This window comes from Microbacterium hibisci, from assembly GCF_015278255.1.
Taxonomy (GTDB): Bacteria; Actinomycetota; Actinomycetes; order Actinomycetales; family Microbacteriaceae; genus Microbacterium; species Microbacterium hibisci.
The window spans coordinates 59,067-81,954 of the sequence record NZ_JADIJC010000006.1 but is presented as its reverse complement, the minus strand read 5'-3'; the positions used below and the strand labels follow the sequence as shown (position 1 = coordinate 81,954).

21 protein-coding genes are annotated in these 22,888 nt (G+C 71.2%); 13 read left to right on the top strand and 8 right to left on the bottom strand.

Annotated features, from left to right (window positions below):
* Positions 1-371: 371 nt before the first annotated feature.
* The 3 genes from IM770_RS12415 to IM770_RS18185 are packed head-to-tail and all read left to right on the top strand — an operon-like array spanning position 372 to position 3,496.
* Positions 372-1,529, top strand: a complete 1,158-nt coding sequence (locus IM770_RS12415) for a type III polyketide synthase (RefSeq protein ID WP_203581466.1) — start codon at positions 372-374, stop codon at positions 1,527-1,529.
* A 49-nt stretch (positions 1,530-1,578) separates the two neighbouring features.
* The gene (locus IM770_RS12410; RefSeq protein ID WP_203581465.1) at positions 1,579-2,283 is read left to right on the top strand and encodes a methyltransferase domain-containing protein; all 705 of its coding nucleotides are present in this window, start codon (positions 1,579-1,581) and stop codon (positions 2,281-2,283) included.
* Positions 2,276-3,496: an FAD-dependent oxidoreductase gene (locus IM770_RS18185; protein ID WP_203581464.1), complete on the top strand. Its 1,221-nt coding sequence runs from the start codon at positions 2,276-2,278 to the stop codon at positions 3,494-3,496. The genes IM770_RS12410 and IM770_RS18185 overlap by 8 nt, the downstream gene beginning before the upstream one ends.
* 29 nt (positions 3,497-3,525) lie before the next feature.
* Here IM770_RS18185 and IM770_RS12400 read toward each other — a convergent pair whose 3' ends face one another.
* Positions 3,526-4,368 carry a UbiA family prenyltransferase gene (locus IM770_RS12400; RefSeq protein WP_203581463.1) on the bottom strand — a complete coding sequence of 281 codons (843 nt, stop codon included), beginning with the start codon at positions 4,366-4,368 and terminating at the stop codon, positions 3,526-3,528.
* Positions 4,369-4,499: 131 nt separating this feature from the next.
* Between IM770_RS12400 and IM770_RS12395 the strand changes: the two genes are divergently transcribed.
* Positions 4,500-5,081: a nitroreductase family protein gene (locus IM770_RS12395; protein ID WP_203581462.1), complete on the top strand. Its 582-nt coding sequence runs from the start codon at positions 4,500-4,502 to the stop codon at positions 5,079-5,081.
* A gap of 174 nt (positions 5,082-5,255) precedes the next feature.
* Here IM770_RS12395 and IM770_RS12390 read toward each other — a convergent pair whose 3' ends face one another.
* Positions 5,256-7,463: an ATP-dependent Clp protease ATP-binding subunit gene (locus tag IM770_RS12390; RefSeq protein ID WP_203581461.1), complete on the bottom strand. Its 2,208-nt coding sequence runs from the start codon at positions 7,461-7,463 to the stop codon at positions 5,256-5,258.
* A 94-nt stretch (positions 7,464-7,557) separates the two neighbouring features.
* Positions 7,558-9,222, bottom strand: coding sequence for a SulP family inorganic anion transporter (locus IM770_RS12385; RefSeq protein WP_203581460.1), 1,665 nt, complete (start codon positions 9,220-9,222; stop codon positions 7,558-7,560).
* Positions 9,223-9,512: 290 nt separating this feature from the next.
* On the opposite strand from IM770_RS12385, the gene IM770_RS12380 reads away from it, so the two are divergent.
* Positions 9,513-9,923 carry a DUF7144 family membrane protein gene (locus IM770_RS12380; protein ID WP_203581459.1) on the top strand — a complete coding sequence of 137 codons (411 nt, stop codon included), beginning with the start codon at positions 9,513-9,515 and terminating at the stop codon, positions 9,921-9,923.
* Positions 9,924-9,954: 31 nt separating this feature from the next.
* Here the strand turns inward: IM770_RS12380 and IM770_RS12375 are convergent, their stop codons facing one another.
* The 3 genes from IM770_RS12375 to IM770_RS12365 form a co-directional block, all read right to left on the bottom strand.
* Positions 9,955-10,980: a GlxA family transcriptional regulator gene (locus IM770_RS12375; RefSeq protein ID WP_443673274.1), complete on the bottom strand. Its 1,026-nt coding sequence runs from the start codon at positions 10,978-10,980 to the stop codon at positions 9,955-9,957.
* 362 nt (positions 10,981-11,342) lie between these two features.
* Positions 11,343-12,614 carry a glycosyltransferase gene (locus IM770_RS12370; RefSeq protein ID WP_203581457.1) on the bottom strand — a complete coding sequence of 424 codons (1,272 nt, stop codon included), beginning with the start codon at positions 12,612-12,614 and terminating at the stop codon, positions 11,343-11,345.
* 3 nt (positions 12,615-12,617) lie between these two features.
* The gene (locus IM770_RS12365) at positions 12,618-13,835 is read right to left on the bottom strand and encodes a glycosyltransferase (RefSeq protein WP_203581456.1); all 1,218 of its coding nucleotides are present in this window, start codon (positions 13,833-13,835) and stop codon (positions 12,618-12,620) included.
* 126 nt (positions 13,836-13,961) lie between these two features.
* Here IM770_RS12365 and IM770_RS12360 point away from each other — a divergent pair, with 126 nt between their 5' ends.
* The 5 genes from IM770_RS12360 to cls all read left to right on the top strand — a co-directional run bounded on the left by IM770_RS12360 (position 13,962) and on the right by cls (position 19,129).
* Positions 13,962-14,612 carry a hypothetical protein gene (locus tag IM770_RS12360; protein WP_203581455.1) on the top strand — a complete coding sequence of 217 codons (651 nt, stop codon included), beginning with the start codon at positions 13,962-13,964 and terminating at the stop codon, positions 14,610-14,612.
* Positions 14,613-14,624: 12 nt separating this feature from the next.
* Positions 14,625-15,476 (top strand): LLM class F420-dependent oxidoreductase, encoded by an 852-nt coding sequence (locus IM770_RS12355; protein WP_203581454.1) that lies wholly within the window; start codon positions 14,625-14,627, stop codon positions 15,474-15,476.
* Between the two features lie 162 nt (positions 15,477-15,638).
* Complete coding sequence (locus IM770_RS12350; protein ID WP_203581453.1) at positions 15,639-16,310, top strand: GAP family protein; 672 nt, start codon at positions 15,639-15,641, stop codon at positions 16,308-16,310.
* 155 nt (positions 16,311-16,465) lie between these two features.
* Complete coding sequence (locus IM770_RS12345; protein WP_203581640.1) at positions 16,466-17,359, top strand: formylglycine-generating enzyme family protein; 894 nt, start codon at positions 16,466-16,468, stop codon at positions 17,357-17,359.
* A 294-nt stretch (positions 17,360-17,653) separates the two neighbouring features.
* On the top strand, positions 17,654-19,129 hold the full coding sequence (gene cls / locus IM770_RS12340; protein ID WP_203581452.1) for a cardiolipin synthase: 1,476 nt from the start codon (positions 17,654-17,656) through the stop codon (positions 19,127-19,129).
* A 140-nt stretch (positions 19,130-19,269) separates the two neighbouring features.
* Here cls and IM770_RS12335 read toward each other — a convergent pair whose 3' ends face one another.
* The gene (locus tag IM770_RS12335) at positions 19,270-20,409 is read right to left on the bottom strand and encodes an AI-2E family transporter (RefSeq protein WP_203581451.1); all 1,140 of its coding nucleotides are present in this window, start codon (positions 20,407-20,409) and stop codon (positions 19,270-19,272) included.
* 178 nt (positions 20,410-20,587) lie between these two features.
* On the opposite strand from IM770_RS12335, the gene IM770_RS12330 reads away from it, so the two are divergent.
* Genes IM770_RS12330 through IM770_RS12320 form a run of 3 tightly spaced genes read left to right on the top strand, consistent with a single transcriptional unit; the run spans position 20,588 to position 21,786 of the window.
* Positions 20,588-20,980: an SHOCT domain-containing protein gene (locus tag IM770_RS12330; RefSeq protein WP_203581450.1), complete on the top strand. Its 393-nt coding sequence runs from the start codon at positions 20,588-20,590 to the stop codon at positions 20,978-20,980.
* 24 nt (positions 20,981-21,004) lie between these two features.
* A complete protein-coding gene (locus tag IM770_RS12325; protein ID WP_203581449.1) occupies positions 21,005-21,421 on the top strand; it encodes a DUF6325 family protein in 417 nt (138 codons plus the stop codon).
* Between the two features lie 26 nt (positions 21,422-21,447).
* Positions 21,448-21,786 (top strand): SHOCT domain-containing protein, encoded by a 339-nt coding sequence (locus IM770_RS12320; protein WP_203581639.1) that lies wholly within the window; start codon positions 21,448-21,450, stop codon positions 21,784-21,786.
* A 68-nt stretch (positions 21,787-21,854) separates the two neighbouring features.
* On the opposite strand, the gene IM770_RS12315 is transcribed toward IM770_RS12320, so the two are convergent.
* The gene (locus IM770_RS12315; protein WP_203581448.1) at positions 21,855-22,841 is read right to left on the bottom strand and encodes a potassium channel family protein; all 987 of its coding nucleotides are present in this window, start codon (positions 22,839-22,841) and stop codon (positions 21,855-21,857) included.
* Positions 22,842-22,888: the final 47 nt, after the last annotated feature.

Genomic DNA, 22,888 nt, shown 5'->3' with positions numbered 1-22,888 from the left:
GCCGCGGCCCGCCGTGCAGGGTCGGGCTCGCGGCATCCGCCACCTCCGCCGCGCGGGGTCGGGCCGCGGCATCCGCCACCTCCGCCGCGCGCCGGGTCGCCCGCCCGCGCCTCGCGCCCGATCCCACCCGGCGGCCGCCGCGGCGCCCCCGCCCTCGCGCCCGCCCGCGACTCCGACGAGACAGGGGATTCGCGCCGAAACCCATGACGTCGCCACCGGTTTGAGCCGAAACACCTTGGCTCGGCGGCCCAGGCCGGGCTGCGGCATCCGCCCAGGCGTGAGCACGCGGCGCACGGGCCCCGAACTACCCCACGGCTCGGATTCCGGCAAGCCCGTGCACATCGGGAGTGTCGGCGTGCTTAGGTTGCTCCATGACGGCCCGCATCGTCTCGATCGGCACTGCTGTTCCCCCCACCCGGATCGGGCAGGGGGTGGCGCGCGACATCTTCGCGGCGCAGGAGGGGGTCGACCGGCTCGCGCGGCGTCTCATCCACGCGGTGTTCGACGCGTCGGCCATCGAACACCGGCACACCGTGCTGGGGGAGTTCGCACCCGCGGCCGTGGCGGATCCCGCCGACCCCGCCGCGTTCGCCGACGCGGACGGGCGGCTGCTCTCGCCCACGACCGGCGCCCGCAACGAGCGGTACATCGCGGCCGCACCGGAGCTGACGGCCGCCGCCGCGCGCCGGGCGCTGCTGGACGGCGAGATCGACCCGAGCACCGTCACCCATGTCGTGACGGTCTCGTGCACGGGCCTGTTCGCACCGGGGCCGGATTATCGGCTCGTCCGCGATCTCGGCCTCAGCCCCACGGTCGAGCGGTACAACGTGGGCTTCATGGGGTGCGCCGCGGCGCTGCCGGGCCTGCGCGTCGCGACGGCCCTCGCCGCCACGCGCCCCGACGCCGTCGTGCTGGTGGTCTGCACCGAACTCTGCACGCTGCACCTGCGGCCGTCGAGCGATCCGCAGCAGATCGTGGCGTCGTCGGTCTTCGCCGACGGCGCGGCCGCGGCGATCGTGACCGCCGACCCCGCCGCCGGGCGGCCGGGCGGCCTGGAGCTCGACCGGTTCGGCACGGCCCTCACCTCGGAGGGCGAGACCGACATGGTGTGGACCATCGGCGACAACGGCTTCGAGATGATCCTCTCGGCCGAGGTGCCGCGCATCATCGGCCGAGAGATCCGCGGCGCGGTCGGCCGGTTCCTGGGCGACGACGGCGCGCCGGAGGTGTGGGCCGTCCACCCGGGCGGACGCAGCGTGCTCGACCGCGTCGAGGGCGGCCTCGAGCTCCCGCCCGACGCGCTGGCGGCGTCGCGCGGCGTCCTGCGCGACTTCGGAAACATGTCGAGTGCGACGATCCTGTTCATCCTCGCGGCCATGCTGCGCGACGAGGGAATCGCCGACGGCGCCCGCGTCGCCGGCCTCGCCTTCGGGCCGGGACTGACGGTCGAGTCCGCGCTCATGACCCGCCGGCGTCCGGCCGCGCGCACCGACGACGACCTCGCGCTCGCCCTGGCGGCCACCGCGTGAGCGCGGTGCCCGAGGCCTCGCAAAGCCGTCAGCCCGCGCAGGCGGCGCCGTGAGTCTCGCCGTCCGCGACGACCGCCTCGCCGAGCTCATGGACGATCCGGCGTGCGACCCCGATCGCCTGGCGGCGACGCTGCGCCGCTTCGGCACCGTCAACCGCGTGGTCTCAGGCTGGGGCGCCGTGTACCGCACGCGGCTGCGCCCGCATCTGGCCGCCCTCGGCCGTCCCGCCGACGTGCTCGACCTCGGCTCGGGCGGCGGCGACCTGGTCGCACGGCTGGCCGCGGCCGCCCGCCGCGACGGGCTGGAGGTCACGTGGACCGGCGTCGACCCCGACCCGCGCGCCCACGAGGTGGCACTGAGCCGACCGCCCATCCCGCGGACGACGTTCCGGAGAGCGGATGCCGCCACCCTCGCCGACGAGGGGCGCACGTACGACGCGGTGCTGTCGAACCACGTCCTCCATCACCTCGGCGACGACCTCGCGGCCTTCGCCGACGAGTCGCTGGCGCTCTCGCGCGGGATCGTCCTGCACAGCGACATCGCCCGCTCGCGCCTGGCCTACGGGCTCTACGCGGTGGCCATCACGCCGTTCGCCGCCGGCACGTTCCTGCGCACCGACGGCCTCCGCTCCATCCGGCGCAGCTACACCCGCGCGGAACTGGCCGCCGCGCTCGACGCCGCGGCCCCCGGAACCTGGGCGGTGCGGATGCCCGTGCCCTTCCGGATCGTCGCGGCGGCGCGCGGCCGTGCGTGACGTCACGATCGTGGGCGCCGGTCCGGTGGGGCTGCTGCTCGCCGGCGAGCTCGGGCGCCGCGGCGTCGACGTCGAGCTGCTGGAGCGCCGGCCCGCTGCCGGCGGCGGCACCCGGGCCATCGGCATCCACTCCCCCGTCCTCACCGCCCTCGAGAAGCCGGGGGTCACGGATCGCCTGCTCGCCGAGGCGGTCCGGGTGCGCAGCGGCGAAGCGCGCTCGCGCGGGCGGCTGCTGGGCACGCTGCACTTCGACGTGCTCGCGCGGCGCTTCCCGTTCGTCGCGACGCTGCCGCAGGCGATGACGGAAGCGGTCCTCGGCTCCGACGCCCCCGAGCCGCTCCGCGGCGCCCGCGTGCTCGCGGTGATCCCCCGGCCGAGCGGCGTCGTCGTCCGTGCCGGTCACCTGGGTCGCCCGATCGAGTTCGAGAGCCGGATCGTCGTCGTCGCCGGGGGCGCGGCCGGGCGCGAGCTCGTCTACCGCGACGGCGCCTTGAAGGTGCGCGGGTACCCCGACCGCTACCTGATGACGGATGCCGCCACCCCCGCCCGCGCCGACGACGAGGTCGCGGTGATCCATCTCGATCCCGACGGCGTGCTGGAGTCGTTCCCGCTGCCCGGCGGACGGCGCCGCTTCGTCGCCTGGGACCCGGCGGGCACCGTCCACGGCGGAGCCGTCGGGGCGGACAGGCCGGCCGACACGACGAACGCGGCCGACGCCGTCGACGACGGAGGCCGCGCGACCGACGCCGCCGACGCGCGCGCCGGGCGCCTGCGCGAGGCGCTCGCCCGGCGCGGCGAGGAACACGCGGCGGCCGCCGTGACGGAGGCGACGTCGTTCGGGGTGCGCCGCGTGATCGCCCCCCGTCTGCGCAACGGCCGCGTCTTCGCGATCGGCGACACCGCGCACGAGGTGAGCCCGATCGGCGGGCAGGGGATGAACCTGGGTCTGCTCGACGCGGTGACCCTCGCACCGCTGCTGGCCGACTGGGTGCGGACCGGTGCGCCGCCAGAGCGAGAGCTGCGCTCGTGGGAGGAGCGCCGTCTCAGGTCGGCACGGCGGGCCGCGGCGCTCGCGTCGCTCAACACCGGCCTCGGCCGTCCGCTCGGCCGCTCGGACGCGCTGCGGCGGACGGCTGTGCGGGCAGCACTGTCGACCACCGCCGTGCGCACGCTCGCCCGGGCGTACTCGATGGGCTTCGACGCCGACGCCTGACCCGCGGTCAGGCGACGCCAGACCCGCGGTCAGGCGGCGATGGCGCTGCCCGAGACCACCATCTGCGCCGCCAGCAGCAGCGCGGCGAGCATCACGAGACGGAAGAGCGTGCGAGTGGGCGGGCGTGCGATGGCCAGCCACGCGGTGGCCACGGCCACCGCCGCCACCGCGACGAAGAAGATCCACGACACCATCGACACGGCCGCCAGGTCGCCGCCCGCCGCTCCGACCAGCACCGCGACCGCGCCGCCCAGCACGCCGGCCGCCGCGATGATCGCGGAGACGCGTGCACCGAGCCGGTGGGGCAGCCCGCGCACGCCGGTGCGCGCGTCGTCGTCGAGGTCGGGCAGCACGTTCGTCAGGTGCACCGCGGCGCCCAGCGCCGCACCGGCGACCCATCCCCACCACGCGGTGAAGGCCGGCTCGGGCGCCGACAGCGTGGCGAGCGAGGGGAAGATGCCGAAGCTGACGAGGAACGGCACGATCGACCACGGCGTCGACTTGAGCCCCGCGTTGTACGACCACGCCGAGCCGAGCATGAGCGCGTGGGCCCCCAGCATCCGCCATCCGAGCGGCGCCGAGAGCACGAGAGCACCGGCCAGCAGGCCCAGCGCCGCCGCCCACGCGACGCGAACCGAGACGTCGCCCCGCGCGATCGGCTTGTCGGTGCGTCCGACCGCGCGGTCGCGCTCTGCGTCGAGCGCGTCGTTCGAGATGCCGATCGACAGCTGCCCCACGAACACCGAGGCCGTCAGCAGCGCGAGGCGCCACGGCTCGAGCCCGGTCGCGATCCCCAGGGCGAACGCGAGGGCGGTCACGACGAGCGTCGGCCCGGGATGCGAGGAACCCCACAGGGCACGGACGGTGCGCACGCTCGATGCTCTCATAGGCGTCTCACCGGCGATCGGGGGTTGACGCGGGAATGCCTCCCAGATGCATGTCGTTGCATGGACCTGGGCCGACGGCGTCCCGGCTCATCGAACGACCCGCAAGGAGACGCCCCATGTCCACCCTCATCGACCGCACCGCCGAGACCGACGCGCCGATCATCGACGTGCTCGCGGAGCGCTGGAGCACGCGCATCTTCGACCGTGACGCCAGGCTCGACGAGGCCGCTCTCGCGAGCGCGCTCGAGGCCGCCCGCTGGACGCCCACCGCCGCGAACACGCAGGCGTGGCGCGTCATCGTCGCACGCCGTGGCTCCGCGACGCACGAGAAGGTGCTCTCGTCACTTGCCGGCTTCAACAGCGCCTGGGCCGGCGACGCCGCCGCGCTCGTCGTGTTCGTCGCCGAGACGACGCGCGACGGCCAGCCCATGCGCTGGGCTGAGTACGACACCGGTCAGGTCGCCGCGCACTTCACCGTGCAGGCCCACGCCGACGGCCTGTCCACTCACCAGATGGGCGGCTTCGACCGCGACGTCCTCACCGCCGCCTTCGGCCTCGGCGCCGATCTCACCCCGGTCACCGTCATGGCGATCGGCGAGCTCGGCGACATCCGCGCCGCGTCCGACGAGCTTCAGGCGCGCGAGAACGCCCCGCGCGTGCGCCGCCCCGCCCTCGACTCGGTGCTCGTGAACGACTGATCCAGCCTCGATCGCAAGAGACGGATGCCTCGACCCGCCGCCGCGGGCCGAGGCATCCGTCATTCCGTCGTTCGGGTTTCACCCCGCCTACGTGCCGAGACCGCACGATTGCACCGCCGCGGGCCGGAAGTCGACGCATTCGTGCGGTCTCGCGCCGCGTGGCCCGGCGCCGGGTCAGTCGTCGAGGAGCTCGGCCTCGATCACGTCGTCGTCATCCGCGAGCGGCTCGGTGGCCGCCGGGCCGTCGCTCGTCAGCACGAGCTGCGAGCCGTCGGCCGCGACATCCACCCGCACGACGTCGCCGTCGCGCACGCGTCCCGAGAGGAGCGCCATCGCGAGGCGGTCCTGGATCTCGGACTGGATGAGGCGGCGCAGCGGCCGGGCGCCGAACACCGGGTCGTAGCCGCGCTCGGCGAGCCACGCCCGCGCGTCGGGCGTGACAGCCAGCGTGAGCCGCCGGTCCTTGAGGCGCCGCTGCAGCGCGTCGACGGCGAGCTCGACGATCTGCGCAAGGTCGTCCTCGCTCAGGGCCGCGAACATCACGATGTCGTCCAGACGGTTGAGGAACTCGGGCTTGAACGCCTGCCGCACGATGCCCATGACGGCGTCGCGCTTCTGCTCCGTCGACAGGGTCGGGTCGATGAGGATCGGCGAGCCCAGGTTGGACGTCAGGATCAGGATGACGTTCGAGAAGTCGACCGTCCGTCCCTGGCCGTCGGTGAGCCGGCCGTCGTCCATGACCTGCAGCAGCACGTCGAACACCTCGGGGTGCGCCTTCTCGACCTCGTCGAGCAGCACGACCGAGTAGGGCCGACGGCGCACGGCCTCGGTGAGCTGGCCGCCCTGCTCGTAGCCGATGTAGCCCGGAGGCGCGCCGACCAGTCGCGAGACCGAGTGCTTCTCGCCGTACTCCGACATGTCGATGCGCACCATGGCGTGCTGGTCGTCGAAGAGGAACTCGGCGAGCGCCTTGGCCAGCTCGGTCTTGCCGACGCCGGTGGGGCCGAGGAACAGGAACGACCCGGTGGGGCGACCGGGGTCGCTGATGCCCGCGCGCGATCGGCGCACGGCATCCGACACCGCCTTGACGGCGTCCTTCTGCCCGATCAGGCGCTTGCCCAGCTCGGACTCGAGGTGCAGCAGCTTCTCGGTCTCGCCCTGCAGCAGCCGGCCGACCGGGATGCCGGTCCACGCCGCGATGACCGCGGCGATGTCTTCGTCGGTGACCTGGTCGTTGACCATGCGGTCGCCCGCGGGCTCCTCCCTCTCGGCCTCGACGAGCTGGCGCTCGAGCGCGGGGATGTCGGCGTAGAGCAGGCGCGACGCCTTCTCGAGGTTGCCCTCGCGCTGCGCGCGCTCGGCCTCCATGCGGGCGGCGTCGAGCTTGGTCTTGAGGTCGCCGACGCGGTTCAGCGACGCGCGCTCGTGCTCCCATCGCGCCTGCAGCTCGCTCAGTCGCGCCTGCTCGCCGGCGAGGGTCTCGCGCAGCGTGGCGAGGCGCTCCTTCGAGGCGTCGTCCTTCTCCTTCTTGAGCGCGAGCTCCTCGAGCTTGAGGCGATCGACGTGGCGACGCAGCTCGTCGATCTCGAGCGGCGCCGAGTCGATCTCCATGCGCAGGCGCGACGCGGCCTCGTCGATGAGGTCGATGGCCTTGTCGGGCAGCTGTCGCGACGGGATGTAGCGGTGGGAGAGGGATGCCGCGGCCACGAGCGCCGCGTCGGCGATGGCCACCTTGTGGTGGGCCTCGTACCGCTCCTTGAGCCCGCGCAGGATCGCCACCGTGTCTTCGACGCTGGGTTCGCCCACGTAGACCTGCTGGAAGCGGCGCTCGAGAGCGGCATCCTTCTCGATGAACTCGCGGTACTCGTTGAGCGTGGTCGCGCCGATGAGGCGCAGCTCGCCGCGGGCGAGCATGGGCTTCAGCATGTTGGAGGCCGCGACCGACCCCTCGCCGCCGCCCGCGCCCATGAGCACGTGCAGCTCGTCGATGAACGTGATGATGCGCCCGTCGGACTCGGTGATCTCCTTGAGCACGCTCTTCAGGCGCTCCTCGAACTGGCCGCGGTACATGGCGCCGGCCACGAGCGCGGAGATGTCGAGGGTGACGAGCTCCTTGTTCTTGAGCGACTCGGCGACGTCGCCCGCGACGATGCGCTGCGCGAGCCCCTCGACGACGGCGGTCTTGCCGACGCCGGGTTCGCCGATGAGGACGGGATTGTTCTTGGTGCGGCGGGTCAGCACCTGGCTGACGCGGCGGATCTCGCCGTCTCGCCCGATGACGGGGTCGAGCTTGCCCTGTCGGGCGCGGTCGGTGAGGTTGATCCCGAACTGCTCGAGGGCGCTCTGCGCGTCCTCCTGCCCGGGCTGCTGGGTGGCGTTCATGTGTCTCCTGAAATCTGTGGAACTCAACCTTCTCGCAAAGTTGAGTCGTTCTGGCTCAAGTTTACCAGCGCACCTGGCTTCTGATCAACGCCGCCTATCGATCGATCTCATCCCGGGCATCGGCGTACGCGCGGCGCAGGCCCTCGCCGACCCACTCCGAACCGCGATAGACGTTTTCCGCGCCGATGTCGGCCGTGAGACCGCCGGCTTCGAGCTGCGAGATGACGCGATCCTCGGTGGCGACGACCTTCAGTGTGGAATCCGCGTCGCGCAGCTGGTGCGCGAAGCGGCGCAGCACCTCCACGTGCGACAGACCGATCTCGTCGGTGCCGCGCAGGCGCACGATGACGACCGAACCGCTGGACTCGCGACTGACGTCGGGCAGCTGCCGCTCGAAGACCGGTGCGCTCGCGAAGAAGAGGCTGCCGTAGGGCTGCAGCACGAGCACCTCACCGGGCGGCACGACGGCCGGAGGATCCGCCTCGCGCATGCGGCCGTCGTCGGCCAACTCCACCGCGCGCACGCGCACGCGGTTCGACTGCTCGGCGACATACAGGATGACCCCAAGGCCCACGCCGACGAGCACGGCGAACTGCAGGGGGATGATCAGGGTGAGCCCGAAGGTGACGGCCATGATGGTCGTCGGCAGCAGGCCAGACTTCACGACGGAGTACACGCGGCTTGGCTTGATCGCGCGCCAGCCCACCACGATGAGCAGGCCCGCGAGCGCCGGCATCGCGACGAACGCGACGAGGTCGGCAGCGACGAAGACGACGACCGCCATCACCGCGCCGGCGATGAACAGCGAGAGTCGCGACTTCGCGCCCGCCTGGACGATGAGGGACGAGCCCGACATCGAGCCGCCCACGGGCATGCCCTGGAACAGCCCCGACACGACGTTGCCGAGCCCCTGGCCCATGAAGTCGCGGTTGGCATCGGCCCGCCGGCCGTCGGCGGTGGGGATGCCCGCCGACACCGCCGCGCCCTGGACGAGGCCGATGAAGGCCAGCGACAGCGCCGGGATGAGCAGCGTCGGCGCATCGGCGATGCTCGGCAGCACCGGCGCCGGAAGCCCTCGCGGCACGTCGACGATGTCGCGCAGGAGGACCACCGGATCGCGCACCCACAGGTTGAGAGCCACGGCGCATACCGAGCCGACGGCGACGGCGATCACCAGCCCCATGCTCGCGACCCGGGTAGGCAGGAGCACCACGATGATGAGCACCGCGATGGCGCCGACGACCAGTGACGGGACGTTCCACTCGCCGATGTGGACCAGCACGTCGATCGTCTTGAGCAGGCGGTTCGCGCCCTGGGCCTGGTAGCCCGTGAAGTTCGACAGCTGGCCGAGGATGATGTTGACGCCGATCGCGGTGACGAACCCCGTCATCACGGGTGTCGGCACGAAGCTGATCAACCGCCCGCCGCGCAGCAGTCCGGCGATCACCATGATGATGCCCGTGAGGATCGCGAGCGTGAAGAGCCCGCGGTCGGGGTCGGGAAGCGTGTCGAGCCCGGCATCCGACACCACGAGCGCCATCGCGCTCGTCGCCTGCACCGCCATGAAAGCGCTGCTGGTCAGCACCGCTGCGCCGACCATGCCGAACAGGTAGCCGTACAGCCCCGCGAGCGGGTTGACCCCGGCGAGCAGGCCGGCCGCGAGCCCGTCGGGCACCGCCTCGACGCCGAGGATCAGGCCCGCGACGGCGTCCTTGCGCAGCGTCTTGCGCGAGAACCAGGTCCGCGGATTCCACCCCACGCTCACACGCTAACGAAGGCGGGTGCCTCGGCGCACTGCCGACCCGACGCGATGAAGGGGACGGATGCCGCGGCCACGGAGCGCACTGCGGGCCGTGCCGCTCTGCCTGCGAGGCGACGCCCGGGCGAAGGCCGCGTGTGACGTCGCGAAACTCTGCATGACTTCCTCTATTCAGGATTCTCCCAGGTTCGCTAGTGTGTGCCGCAGATGCGCAGAGCATCACCGAAAGGAGCGGAGCAGACCCGTCTGGGCCGCACCGACACCTCGCCGAATGGAAGGGGATCCATCCCATGACCAACTCCGACGTCAACACCTCCGGCTGGGCCGGCTGGGGCGTCTTCGCCGCCGTCGTCCTCATCGTGGGCGGCACCATCGACGCCTTCCACGGTCTCCAGGCCATCATCGGCCCCGACACCGCCTACTTCCTCGGACAGGAGGCGCTCTTCTCGATCGACGTGCAGGGCTGGGGCTGGTGGCACCTGATCATCGGCGCCCTGCTGATCCTGGTCGGCATCTTCCTGCTGCTGGGTGCGACCTGGGCGCGCGTCACCGCGATCGTCCTCGTCGCGATCAACGCGATCGGTCAGCTCACGCTGATCTCCGTGCAGCCGTGGCTGTCGCTCGCGCTGCTCGCGATCGACGTCGTCGTGATCTACGCCCTCACCGTCCACGGCCGCGAGATCGACGCCAAGCGCGCCTGATCCCGTCAGAGGGTCGCGATCGTCGCGGCCCTCACGCCACGGATTCGAGGACGGATGCCTCGGCCCTCGCTTCGGCGGCGGCCGAGGCATCCGTCATCTCATCGACGTTGCACGCGAACCGCGCGCGATACGCCGTCGGCGTGGTGCCGAGCACGCGCGCGAAGTTCTGCCGCAGCACCGCCGCCGAGCCGAAGCCGCTCTCGTAGGCGACGCGGTCGAGGCCCAGGTCGGTCTTCTCGAGCAGCCGCTGGGCGTGGATGATCCGCTGCCGCGCGAGCCAGGCCGCAGGCGTCGCGCCGTAGTCGGCCTTGAATCGACGGGCGAAGGTGCGCGGCGACATGTGCGCCTTGGACGCGAGCTGGTCGACGGTGAGGTCGAGGCGCAGGTTGTCGAGCATCCAGTCGGTGACCGGCGCCAGCGACAGCGACGTCGTCGCCGGCAGCGGGTTCGCGATGAACTGTGCCTGCCCGCCGTCGCGCTGCGGGGGCACGACCATGCGGCGGGCGATGATGTTGGTGAGCTCGGCACCGAGCTCCTGGCGGAGCAGGTGCAGGCAGGCGTCGAGGCCGGCGGCCGTGCCCGCGCTCGTGATGATGCGCCCGTCCTGCACGTACAGCACGTCGGGGTCGACGTCGATCGACGGGTACATCTCCTTCATCTTCTGCGCGTACATCCAATGGGTCGTCGCGCGGCGGCCGTCGAGCACGCCCGACGCGGCGACGACGAACGAGCCGCTGCACACGCTCAGCACCCACGCGCCGCGCGCGACGGCGTCGCGGATGACGGCCAGCACGCGCTCGTCGACGCGGCCCCAGTACTGGTGCGGAACCGGCGACACGACCACGAGGTCTGCCTCGTACGCGAAGGAGAGGTCGGCGTCGACGTTGATGGAGAAGCCCATCTTGGACTCCACGACGCCGGGGTCGGGCGTGACCACGCGGAAGTCGAAGTTCGGGATGCCGTCGTTCGAGCGGTCGAGACCGAAGGCCTCGCAGGCGACGCCGAACTCGAACGGCGCGAAGCCGTCCGTCACGATGCACGCAACCGTCTTCATCATTTCTCCTCCACCGGCACGTTGTGGCAGTTTTCCTGCGACGTGTGGCTATTCTGCCACTCGTGGCAGTGCTGACGCAAGCGTAGCTTTTCTGCCATGTTCATGGTGATTCTTCTCGCAGCACTGTCCAGCGTGGCGCTCGCCTCGACGATCGCCGCTCTCCGCTCCGACGGTTACCGTCGGATCCCCTTCGACCGCAGCCGCCTCCTCTGACCCGGGAACCGCCTCGGTCTCCTGACCCCACCGCCGGTCGCGACCCCGGTGAGACTTCCCACTTCCCTACCGCTTTTCGAATCGCGCACTTTGCAGCCGGGCACCCTCGAATACTGCGAAGTGCGCGATTCGAAACGGAAAGCGCGAGCGCGTCAGGCGGTGACGCGCCCGTAGACCTCGATCATCGCCGCGGTTCGTGACGACTGGCGGAAGCGCTCGCGGATGGTCGGGTCGGGCACGCGGGGCGTGCCGGTGGCGATATCGGATGCCGCGGCCCGCAGCGCTGCGGCGAGCGCCGCGGTCGACGGATCAGCGGTCGAGCCGTCGCCGACCGCCCAGTATCCCGAGCCCAGCTCGGCGGCGAGGTCGGGGTCGCTGACGATCGAGGGGGTGCCGAGCGACGCCGCCTCGAAGATGGTCATGCCCTGCGTCTCGAAGCCGATCGACGTCTGCACCACGGCGTCGGACGCCGCGATCCTCCTCAGCGTCTCTGCGTACGGCATCCGTCCCACGAAGTGCACGTCGGCGCGCGGCCGCAGCTTCTCGACGAGGCGTCGGGCCGCGCGGAGCTGTCCCCCGCCGCCGATCACCTCGACGTGGGCGTCGACGCCCGACGCCGCGAGCGCCTCGAGGAAGGGCAGCAGGCGCTTCTCGGGGCTCATACGCCCGAGCCAGACGAACCGGGGCCGCCTCGGTGCCGTGGCGTCGGCGGGGTCCGCGGGGAGAGTCGACAGCACCTCGGCGAGGACATCGTCGTCGATGCCGTTCCAGATCACGTCGACCCCGGTCTCACGGCCCGGAGCCGCCGCGCCGAGGGCCGCCGCGCCGGGGCGAACCCCGTGCTCCTCAAGCCGGCGGGCGAAGTGGGTCGAAGGGGCGGTGACGGCCGCCGCGCGCGCGGCGAACCGGCGCTGATACGCCCAGCCGTCATGGCCCCGCTCCTCCGGCGCGTGCGGCGAACGGCCGAGCGCGCGGCGCTGCCACGCGTTCAGCGCGCGCAGCACGAGCTTGGGGAACGGAGTGGTCGCCTCGATTCCGACATCGAGCCGGTTGTGCATGGTGTGGACGACCGGGATGCCGTGGCGACGAGCGAACCGGTAGCCGATGAAGGCGCCCCAGAAGTCCGCCTGGATGTGGACCACGTCCACGCGGCCGCGCGCCGCCATCGCGGCATCCAGCCGTCGATCGGTCCGGCGTCCCGGCCAGGTCATGGAGTATTCGCGATCGGCCGTGACCGGCACGGACGGAAGGTCGACGTACGCCGCGTCGGGCGCGACGGCCCGCGCGCGACGGCCGTGCAGCGCCGGCGCGACCATCGTGACGGTGTGCCCGGCCTTCTCGAGGAACCGACGCTGCAGCCGCATCGAGACCTGGGCCCCGCCGAGCGACTCGGCGTGCTGGTCGCCGAACATCACGACGTGCACGGGCTACACCGGCAGCGGCTCGTCGCGGTACAGCGCCTCGAAGGTGTCGAGCGTGCGGCGCATGTCGTGCACCTTGACGCCCTCCAGCGATGCCCGCTGCATGCGGGCGCGCTCCTCGGGCGACTGCGTCAGCACGGTCGTGAGCTTGTCGACCAGATCGTCGACGTCGCCCGGACGGAACAGATAGCCGTTCTCGCCGTCGTGCACGAGGTGCGGCAGGGCGACGGCGTCGGCGGCGACGATCGGGAGTCCCGAGGCCATCGCCTCCATCGTCGCGATCGACTGCAGCTCGGCGATCGACGCGATCGCGAACACGCTCGCGTTCGTGAGGAACGACCGCAGCTCGTCGTCGGTGGTGTGCCCGTGGAAGTGCACGCGATCCTTCAGGCCCAGCTCGGACGTCACCTGCTCAAGGTTGCGGCGCTGATCGCCGCTGCCCACGATGTCGAAGCGCACGTCGAGCGCCGGGTCGAGCTTCGCGATCGCCCGCAGGATGACGTCGATCTGCTTCTCGGTCGTCAGGCGACCGACGAACACGATGCGGTGCGCGTCGCGCGGCGTGAGATCGGCCGCGTAGTTCGCCGCGTCGATGCCGCAGCTGACCGGGATCACGTTCTCGATGTCGATGGTCGCCTCGAGGAAGTCCGCGGCCTTGCGCGTCGGCGTGGTGACGGCGCGAGTGAGGTCGAACGTGCGCTTGGCGTCGGCCCACGCGATCTTCACGAACCGCTTGTTCAAAACCTCGGGCAGCGTCGTGAAGTCGAGGATGTTCTCGGCCATGACGTGATTGGTGGCGACGATCGGGATGCCGCGCTTCGCGGCCTCGCGCGACAGTCCGCGTCCGATCACGATGTGGGACTGGATGTGCACGACGTCGGGCTTCACCTCGTCGAGCACGCGGCGGGCGTAGTGCTTCGAGCGGAACGGCATCACGAAGGTGAGCCAGTCGTGCGGGTACCAGCGCCACGACGGGAGCCGGTGCATGGTCATCGGCTGCCCCTCGATCACCTCGGTGAAGGTGCCGTGCTCGCGGTGCGTCTTGCTCGGAGCCATCACATGGACGTCGTGGCCGCGCGAGACCAGTCCCGCGGCGAGGCGCTCGGCGAAGCGGGCGGCGCCGTTCACATGGGGGAGGAACGTGTCTGCGCCGATCAGGATCTTCAGCGGAGCAGGACTCGCGGCGTCGGCGTGGGTGTCGTCGGGCGTCGCAGGATCGGTCACGGGGTTGGGGCCTGTCTGTGCGGCGGGCGCGCGGCAGCGGCTGGTCGCCGCGCGGCATCCACTGTACCGGAGCGGTTTCCGGGCCCTCCTCAGGAACGCGCGGGACGCGGCACGTACGCTGGTCGCATGCCCCGACTGCAGGCCGACGCCGACCCCAACCTCTGGGTGCCCGTGACCGAGTCGCTCGGCTTCCGCGGCCGCCGCCACCGCAAGGCGGCGATCCGGATGCTGCTCGGCCAGGCCGGATCCGCCATGGGCGGTCTGGCCGGATCGACGACGCCGGCCGTGACCGGCGCCACCGGCGCCGCCGGCGCCGAGCCGCGCCGTGGCAGCGCGTTCGCCGCGTGGGCGATGAGCCAGGCCGCACCGCTCCTGATGCGCAAGGCCGCCGGCCGCGTGCTGGTGTGGGTGTGGAAGGCCGACGCCGAGCTCGTCGTCGTGATGGCGCAGATCCAGCAGGCGACGAACGACCTCCGCGCCGCGCGGGCCATGATGCCGATGGAGTACGACGACACCGAGTCGTTCCGGAACCCCTACCTGGGCGTCGGCGAGAAACTCGAGATGTCGCTCCCCGCCGACCCGCGCACGCCGCCGTTCGCGACCTACACGTGGGACACGGGCACGCACTTCGTCACCGTGACCGCCGTGTGCTCCGACCGCGGCCGCTTCGGCACCGTCATCGGCAGCGTCGACGACCTCGCCCGCACGCTCCGGGTCGTGGACGACCTCAGCGTCGGCGAGTCGCCCGAGGTCCTCCGCATCGAGCCGCGGAACTGAAAGACTCCGGACGTGACCGATTCGAGGCATCCGTCCGCCCATCCCGCCGCCCATCGCCGCTTGCGAATCGGCGTGCAGCTCGCGCCGCAGCACGGGTCGTACGCGCGGTACCGCGACGCGGTGCTGCGCGCCGAGGACCTCGGCGTCGACGTGATCTTCAACTGGGACCACTTCTTCCCGCTCACCGAGCCGTTCGAGGCCGAGCACTTCGAGGCGTGGACCGTGCTCGCGGCGATGGCCGAGCAGACCGAGCGGGTCGAGTTCGGTCCGCTCGTCAACTGCAGCTCGTACCGCAACCCCGACCTGCAGGCCGACATGGCCCGGACCGTCGACCACATCAGCGCCCGCGCGACGGGGACGGGCCGGTTCATCTTCGGCACCGGCTCGGGGTGGGCCGAGCGCGACTACGACGGTTACGGCTACGAGTTCGGCACGGTCGGCTCGCGGCTCGACGCCCTTGCCGAGGATCTCCCCCGCGTGCGTGCGCGCTGGGACCGTCTCAACCCCGCGCCGACCCGGCGGATCCCGATCCTCATCGGGGGCCAGGGCGAGCGCAAGACGCTCCGCCTCGTCGCCCAGCATGCCGACATCTGGCACACCTTCACGCCGCTCGCCGATGTCGGCCGCAAGATCGGCGTGCTGCACGAGTGGTGCGCGCGCGAGGGCCGCGAACCGTCGAGCATCGAGCTGTCGACGGGCTACACCGTGCGCGGCTTCGGCCCGCTGCTGGAGGGGACGGATGCCGCCTCCCGCCTGTACGACCTCGGATTCCGTCTCATCATCCCGGCGATCGACGGCCCCGACTACGACCTGTCGCCGCTGAAGCCGCTGCTCGAGTGGCGCGACCGGATCAACGCCGGCTGACCCGCGCGCTCGCCCATCCGAGGCGGCGGGTCGAGCCGCCGCACGGGCACCGAAAGCGACTGTGGAGCTCAACGTCTGCGACGAGCGCGTCGAGCCCGCCGGCCCGCCGACGACCGGTACGGTAGCCGGGCCGGTATCGCTCGAACCCCAGGAGGCACGCCCATGGGCGCCGTCATCGGAGAGATCCTTCCCCTCGCCCTGGGCGTGGCGATCAGCCCGATCCCGATCATCGCGGCGATCCTCATGCTGCTCTCGCCGAAGGCACGGGTGACGAGCGTCGGGTTCCTCCTGGGCTGGGTCGTCGGGATCGTCGTCGCCGTGGCGGTGTTCACGCTCCTGTCGTCGGTGCTGCCCGCGAGCGACCCCGACGCATCGAAGCCGGTCCAGGGCGTGATCCAGCTGGTCCTCGGCGCGCTGCTGCTGCTCCTCGCCGTCCGCCAGTGGCGCGGTCGCCCGAAGGCGGGCGAGGAGCCCTCGATGCCGAAGTGGATGCAGGCGATCGACAAGGTCACCTTCCCGGTGGCGTTCGGCCTCGGCTTCCTCCTCTCCGCCATCAACCCGAAGAACCTGCTCATGGCCGCCGGCGCGGGCGTCGACATCGGGTCGGCAGGTCTCGACGTGGGCTCGATCGTGCTGGTGATCGCGATCTTCACGCTGATCGCGGCATCCACCGTCCTCGTTCCGGTCGTCGGGTACCTCATCGCCGCCGAGAAGCTCCGCGGCCCGCTCGAGGCGTTGCGCGTGTGGCTCGCGAAGGAGAACGCGGTCATCATGGCCGTGCTGCTGCTCGTGATCGGCGTCTCGCTCATCGGCAAGGGCATCGGCTCGTTCTGATCACCGGCCGCTGAGCTCACCCCCCGGTCGCCGAGCCCACTCCCGGCCGCCGAGCTCACCCCCCGCCGCCGAGCTCACCCCCGGTCGCAGACCTCACCCAAGCGCCCCCGGCGAGGCCGGGCTACGGTGGATCGGTGACTGCCGCGACCCACGACCTGGTGCTCCTCGAGGGCGGCGTGTTCCGCATGGGGTCGGACGAGTTCTACCCCGACGAGCAGCCGGTGCACGAACGGGAGGTCGCGCCGTTCCGCATCGACCGGTACGCCGTGACGAACGAGCAGTACGCCGCGTTCGTCGACGACACCGGGTACGTGACCGTCGCCGAGCGGGAGCTCGATCCGGCGAACTTCCCCGGCGCCGACCCCGCCGACCTCGTGCCGGGCGCGATGGTGTTCACTCCGACGGCGGGCCCCGTCGACCTCCGCGACTGGCGCAACTGGTGGCGCTGGCAGCCCGGGGCGTCGTGGCGTCGGCCGTTCGGACCGGAGTCGTCGATCGACGAGCGGCTGCGGCATCCGGTCGTCCACATCGCCTTCGAAGACGCGACCGCGTATGCCGAGTGGGCAGGGCTGCGCCTGCCGACCGAGACCGAGCACGAGTACGCGGCCCGCGGCGGCCTCGAGGGCCGGCGTTTCGCGTGGGGCGACGAGCCCTACCCGGGCGGGACGGCGCAGGCGAACTCGTGGCTCGGGCGCTTTCCGTACGACAACCAGGGGGTGGGGGATGCCGCACCCGTCGGCTCGTACGCCCCCAACGGGTACGGCCTCTACGACATGACCGGCAACGTGTGGGAGTGGACGACCGACTACTACACGCCCCGCCATCTGCGCCTGTCGGACAAGCCCGTCGACGCCGGCAAGCGCGCCAACCTGCTCGCAGCGGCGAGCGCGCAGGAGGGCTTCCCCGCGATCCCGCGCCGGGTGCTGAAGGGCGGGTCGCACCTCTGCTCGCCGGACTACTGCCTGCGCTTCCGGCCCGCCGCCCGCTCCCCCCAGGCCGAGGACACCGGCATGTCGCACATCGGCTTCCGCTGCGCCGCCGACGCCTGACCGCTTCGTCTCGAGTCGCCGGGGGCTCACCCCGGCGACGGCCGGCCGACGGCGGATCGCCGTGTCGGTGACTCGCCGTGTCGACACCGGATCGCCGCGTCGGCGCCGGCTCGCCGCGTCGATACGTCGCCGTGTCGGCGCAGGGCCGTGCCGATACGTCGCAGTGTCGGCGGATCGCCGTGTCGATACGTCGCCGTGTCGGCGCAGGGCCGTGCCGATACGTCGCAGTGTCGGCGGATCGCCGTGTCGGCGGCGATCACCGTGTCGACGGCGCAACGGTGCCACACTTGCCCCGTGGACTCCGGTTTTCTCGCCAACCTGACCTGGTCGCTCGCGGCGCTCGTGCACGCCGCGATCGTGATCACCGCGCTCATCGTGATCCCCCGCGGACGAAAGCCCACGGCCGCGATGGCGTGGATCCTGCTCATCGTCGTGCTGCCGGGCGTCGGCGTCGTGCTGTACCTCGTCATCGGCAACGTCCGGCTGCCGCAGCGGCGACGAGCGGAGCAGGCTCGGATCGACGGGATCATCCGCAGCAGAGTCTCCGAGAGAGGGCTCTCCGAGACGGATGCCGCGTGGCCGCGGTGGTTCCAGCGCGTCGTGCAGCAGAACCAAACGCTCACCGCCCTGCCCGCGTCTTCCGGCAACGAGGCCACGCTCCTGCCGCATTATCAGGAGTCGATCGACGCGATGGCCGCCGAGCTCGACACCGCGAAGGACTTCGTGCACATCGAGTTCTTCATCGTCGGGTGGGATGACACCACGCGCGGGTTCTTCGCCGCGATGGAGCGCGCGGTCGCGCGCGGCGTCACGGTGCGCCTGCTCGCCGACTACGTCGCAACCAAGAAGGTCCCGGGGTGCAAGGCGATGCTGGCCGAGCTCGACCGCATCGGGGTGACCTGGGCGTGGATGCTGCCCGTCGAGCCGTTCAGGGGCAAGTACCAGCGCCCCGACCTGCGCAACCACCGCAAGATCGTCGTGGTCGACGGGCGCGTGGGCTTCATGGGCTCGCAGAATCTCATCGCCCGCGACTACGAATCGCCCAAGAACATCAAGCGCGGCCTCAAGTGGCAGGAGCTCATGACGCGGCTGACCGGGCCGGTCGTGGCATCCGTCAACTCGGTCTTCCTGTCGGACTGGCTCATCGAGACGGGCGAGGACCTGTCGCAGATCGCTCAGGTGCCCCCCGCGCAGCTGCCGGTGTCGAGTTCGCCTGACGCGCTGCTGTGCCAGGTGGTGCCGTCGGGACCGGGGTACGACACCGAGAACAACCTGCGGCTGTTCCTGTCGCTCATCTACGGCGCGACCGAGAAGGTCATCCTGACGAGCCCGTACTTCGTGCCCGACGAGGCGATGGTCTACGCCATCACGAGCGCCTGCCAGCGCGGCCTCGAGGTGCAGCTGTTCGTCTCCGAGATCGGCGACCAGTTCATGGTGTGGCACGCGCAGCGCTCGTACTACTCCGCGCTGCTCGAGGCGGGCGTACGCATCTTCCTCTACCCCGCGCCGTTCATCCTGCACTCGAAGCACTTCTCGATCGACGACGACATCGCCGTCATCGGCTCGAGCAACATGGACATCCGCTCGTTCAGCCTCAACAGCGAGGTCTCGCTCATGGTCCGCGGCGAGTCGTTCGTCGCCGGCATGCGCGAGGTCGAGCAGGCCTACCGCGACGCCGGCCGCGAGCTCACGCTCGAGGAGTGGCGGCGCGAGCCCGGCAAGGCCACCTTCCTCGACGGCCTGATGCGGCTCACCTCCGCCCTCAACTGAGGCCTTCGGCGACGGATGCCGCGGGCCCCGGCATCCGTCCCCTTCTCGTTCTCGATCCCGGACGACTGCTGCAGTTTCCTGCGCCCGCTGCGTCGGCCGACGCGGCAGGTGCAGGAAAGGGCAGCACGTGCGGCCGGGGGTCAGACCTTGAGGTCCTGGCGGGGGACAACGACCTCGCGGATGATCAGCAGGATCGAGGCCATCACGGGCAGGGCGACCAGGACGCCGACGATCCCGGCGAGCGCGCCGCCGGCGAGCGCGCCGATGAGCACGAGGGCCGCGGGGATCTCGATCGCCTTGTTCATGACGCGCGGGCTGACGACGTACGACTCGATCTGGATGTAGACCAGATACGCGATGAAGAAGATGAGCGCCTGGGTGGGACTCGTGAACAGCGCGATGATCGACGCGAAGATCCAGAAGATCACCGAGCCGAACAGCGGGATGAGCGTCACCACGAACGCGATCACCGCCATGAGGGCCGGGAACGGCAACTGGATCACCACGTGAAGGACGAAGACCACGGCAGCGTTGATCGATGACAGGATGACCGAGCCGATGAGCGCACTGCCGACCGAGTCGGTGATCCGCTCGGTCAGATCCTCCAGCCGCGGGCGGTTGCGGGCGGGAGCGAGGGCGTAGAGCGCGCGCTTGGCCGCAGTGAGCGCGGCGAGGAAGTAGAGCGTCAGAGCGATCACGATGAAGCTCGCCGAGATCGCAGCGATGAAGCCGACGCCGACAGCGAGCACGCCGCCGCCGAGGGTGGCGAGGGTGGAGGGAGCCGAGATCCACTCGGCGATCTGCTCCAGCGCCGCCAGCACGGCCGCCTGCGCGTCGGGCGCCAGCTGGTTGAACCAGTCGGACTGCGGGATGTCCTCGACCAGCGCGGGGATCGCCTGCACGAGCTGCACGACCTGCGCGATGACCGGAGGCAGGACGAACACGAAGAACGCGATCATCACGAGTGCGAACCCGCAGAAGACGATGGCGATGCCGGCGCCGCGCTTGACACGATGGCGCTCGAGCATCCGCACGATCGGGTCGAGACCCACCGCCAGGAACATGGCCAGGATGATGTACACGAGGATCGTCGAGATCGACCCGATGGCCGAGCCGAGCACCAGCGCCCCGAGCACCCCGATCGTCGCCAGGAAGCCCGTCGCGAGCGGGTGATCGAGCCCCGCCACGAATCTTCCGAGGCGCCGGGGGCGCTCGTGCTCGATCACCTCGACCTGCTCGGCGGGTGCGGCGGAGGGCGAGGATTCCACGGCGTCGGTCATGTCCCAATAATGGAGCCTCTGAACACCGGACCAAAGGTCCGACGCGGCCCGACTTTTACGTAGGCGCCGACGTGTTTACGCGATACGGTTTTGCCAAGACCGCGGGCGGGAGAGCTGCTCGTCCGGTCTCGGCAAATCGATATCCGACGGCTTGCTCCGTCGAGAAAGCTGGTGTGACATGGGTGGCGGCTTCTGGGACTTCATCCTGTGGTTCTTCTGGATCTTCGTCTTCGTCGCGTACCTGATGGTGCTGTTCTCGATCATCGGCGACATCTTCCGCGACCACGAGCTCAACGGCTGGCTCAAGGCCGTGTGGATCCTGTTCCTGATCTTCGTCCCGTTCCTCACCGCGCTGGTGTACCTCATCGCTCGCGGGAACAGCATGCAGAAGCGGTCGATCGAGCAGGCGCAGGAGCTCCGCGCCGCACAGGACGCGTACATCCGTCAGACGGCGGGCACCGGTGGAGCGAGCGCGGCGGACGACATCGCGAAGGCGAAGTCGCTGCTCGACTCGGGTGCCATCACCCAGGCCGAGTTCGACGCCCTCAAGGCCAAGGCGCTGGCGGCGTAAGCCGGCACCGGAACAGGAGAAGACATGACGACCTTCGACTACGGTCCGATCGAGTTCTACGCGATCGCGTTCGACGGCGACCGGCCCGGTCCCGCCGTGCTGCAGGCGATCGACGACCTCGTCGCCTCGGGCACCGTCAACCTGCTCGACCTGGTCTTCGCCCGACGCTCGCCGGAGGGCGAGATCGAGGTGCTCGAACTGTCGGACACCGTCGACGACGGCGCTCCGGCGCTCGACCTGGCGGGCCTCGCCGGCCAGGAGGACATCCTCTTCCTCGCCGAGAACCTCGAGCCCGGCCGTTCGGCGGCGATCCTCGTGGTCGAGCTGCTGTGGGCGAAGTCCTTCGCGGCCGCGCTGTACGACGCCGGCGGCGCCGTCATCGCACGCGAGGGCATCCCCGCACCGATCGTCAACGCGTTCCTCGCCGAGAACGCCGACTGAAGGAGGAAGACATGCCACTGGGAAGAATGGGACGCCCCGGCCTGATCGGCATGGCCGCACGCACCGCTGTCGTCGCCGGCACGGCGACGGCCGTCTCGGGCAGCGTCGCGCGGCACCAGCAGCAGAAGTACTACGACCAGTCGCAGCAGCAGGCCTACGAGGCCCAGGCGCAGCAGGCGGCCATGGACCAGGCCGCGGCGCAGGCCGTTGCCAACGCCCAGGCCGCTCAGCCGCAGGCTGCGCCGGCGGCGCCTGCGGCAGGTGACGACATGATGGCCAAGCTCAGCCAGCTGGCTCAGCTGCACGCGCAGGGCATCCTGTCAGACGACGAGTTCGCCGCCGCGAAGGCCAAGCTGCTCTCCTGAGCGATCCTCACGAGCAAGGCCGCACCCGTCGGGTGCGGCCTTGCTCTGTTCGTGCGTTCCGCGCAGAGTCAGCCGCCGGGTCGATCGTCACCGCCGTCGCCGACAGGCCAGTGGGGGTGCTCGGTCTCGTACCCGGACGGGATGCCCTTTGGTTCAGGCTCGGGCGCATCCGCTTCCCCGCCCGCGAGGTCTTCCACCTCCTCCGCATCGACGGTCCACGCACCGGTCGTCGCCTCCGGCTCGTGCGGATCGCCCGTTCCCTTCGCACCGCCCGTGGCCGCCATGCCGCCCGAGCCCACCGTTTCCCCGGAGCCGCCGGAGTCGCCCGCGCCGGCCGGAGCAGCACCCGCAGAGGCCGCGTCGGCCACGCGCGTGAGCTCATCGACTCTTTCCATGAGCAGGCGCATCTGCGCGCGCGTCGCGGGCTCCTCGTCGTCGTGGTCACGCGCCGCGCGCTCGAGCACCCACGACGCCAGCGTCGCCGTGATCACGCCCGCCAGTGCGACCCCGCCGAACATGAGGCCGACGCCGACCCAGCGTCCGGCATCCGTCACCGGCGTGTAATCGCCGAATCCGGTCGTCGTGACCGTCACGCACGACCACCAGATCGCGATGCCGAACGTCGTGATCGTCGCGTCGGACGCGTGCCGTTCCGCCTCGAGAACGGCGAGCGATGCGAGGTAGATCAGGATGAGCGAGGCGCCGACGCCGTAGACCAGGATCTGCGTGCGCAGCACGCCGCCGGCAGTCGTCTTCATGCCGGGCACCTTGGTCAGCACCCGCAGCAGGCGCACCAGTCGCAGCACCGGCACGAGCGCGAAGGCCAGCGCGGGCAGGTGGGTGCGGAACCAGCGCCGCCGGTCGTGGGCGAGGAAGAGACGCACGAGGTAGTCGACGATGAACATCGCCCAGGTCACGGCGATCACGATCGTCGCCACGGTGCGCGCCGGTCCCGCGAGATCGGCGATCACGCGCCACGAGTACGCCACCAGGTACGCCAGGCCGGCGACGACCAGCGGCGTCTCGGTGCGCTTGTGCCACGTGTGCTCGTCCACAGGCGAATCATGGCGCATCCGCACCGCCGCGACCGGCGGGGCGCGCC

What these genes read in the sequence shown, in the direction of transcription:
- IM770_RS12330 (WP_203581450.1), top strand. Translation starts at nt 20,588, where the DNA reads ATGGGTGGCGGCTTCTGGGACTTCATCCTGTGGTTCTTCTGGATCTTC.
- IM770_RS12395 (WP_203581462.1), top strand. Translation starts at nt 4,500, where the DNA reads ATGTCCACCCTCATCGACCGCACCGCCGAGACCGACGCGCCGATCATC.
- IM770_RS12325 (WP_203581449.1), top strand. Translation starts at nt 21,005, where the DNA reads ATGACGACCTTCGACTACGGTCCGATCGAGTTCTACGCGATCGCGTTC.
- IM770_RS12350 (WP_203581453.1), top strand. Translation starts at nt 15,639, where the DNA reads ATGGGCGCCGTCATCGGAGAGATCCTTCCCCTCGCCCTGGGCGTGGCG.
- IM770_RS12375 (WP_443673274.1), bottom strand. Translation starts at nt 10,980, where the DNA reads ATGATGAAGACGGTTGCGTGCATCGTGACGGACGGCTTCGCGCCGTTC.
- IM770_RS12390 (WP_203581461.1), bottom strand. Translation starts at nt 7,463, where the DNA reads ATGAACGCCACCCAGCAGCCCGGGCAGGAGGACGCGCAGAGCGCCCTC.
- IM770_RS12320 (WP_203581639.1), top strand. Translation starts at nt 21,448, where the DNA reads ATGGGACGCCCCGGCCTGATCGGCATGGCCGCACGCACCGCTGTCGTC.
- IM770_RS12360 (WP_203581455.1), top strand. Translation starts at nt 13,962, where the DNA reads ATGCCCCGACTGCAGGCCGACGCCGACCCCAACCTCTGGGTGCCCGTG.
- IM770_RS12380 (WP_203581459.1), top strand. Translation starts at nt 9,513, where the DNA reads ATGACCAACTCCGACGTCAACACCTCCGGCTGGGCCGGCTGGGGCGTC.
- IM770_RS12415 (WP_203581466.1), top strand. Translation starts at nt 372, where the DNA reads ATGACGGCCCGCATCGTCTCGATCGGCACTGCTGTTCCCCCCACCCGG.
- IM770_RS12335 (WP_203581451.1), bottom strand. Translation starts at nt 20,409, where the DNA reads ATGACCGACGCCGTGGAATCCTCGCCCTCCGCCGCACCCGCCGAGCAG.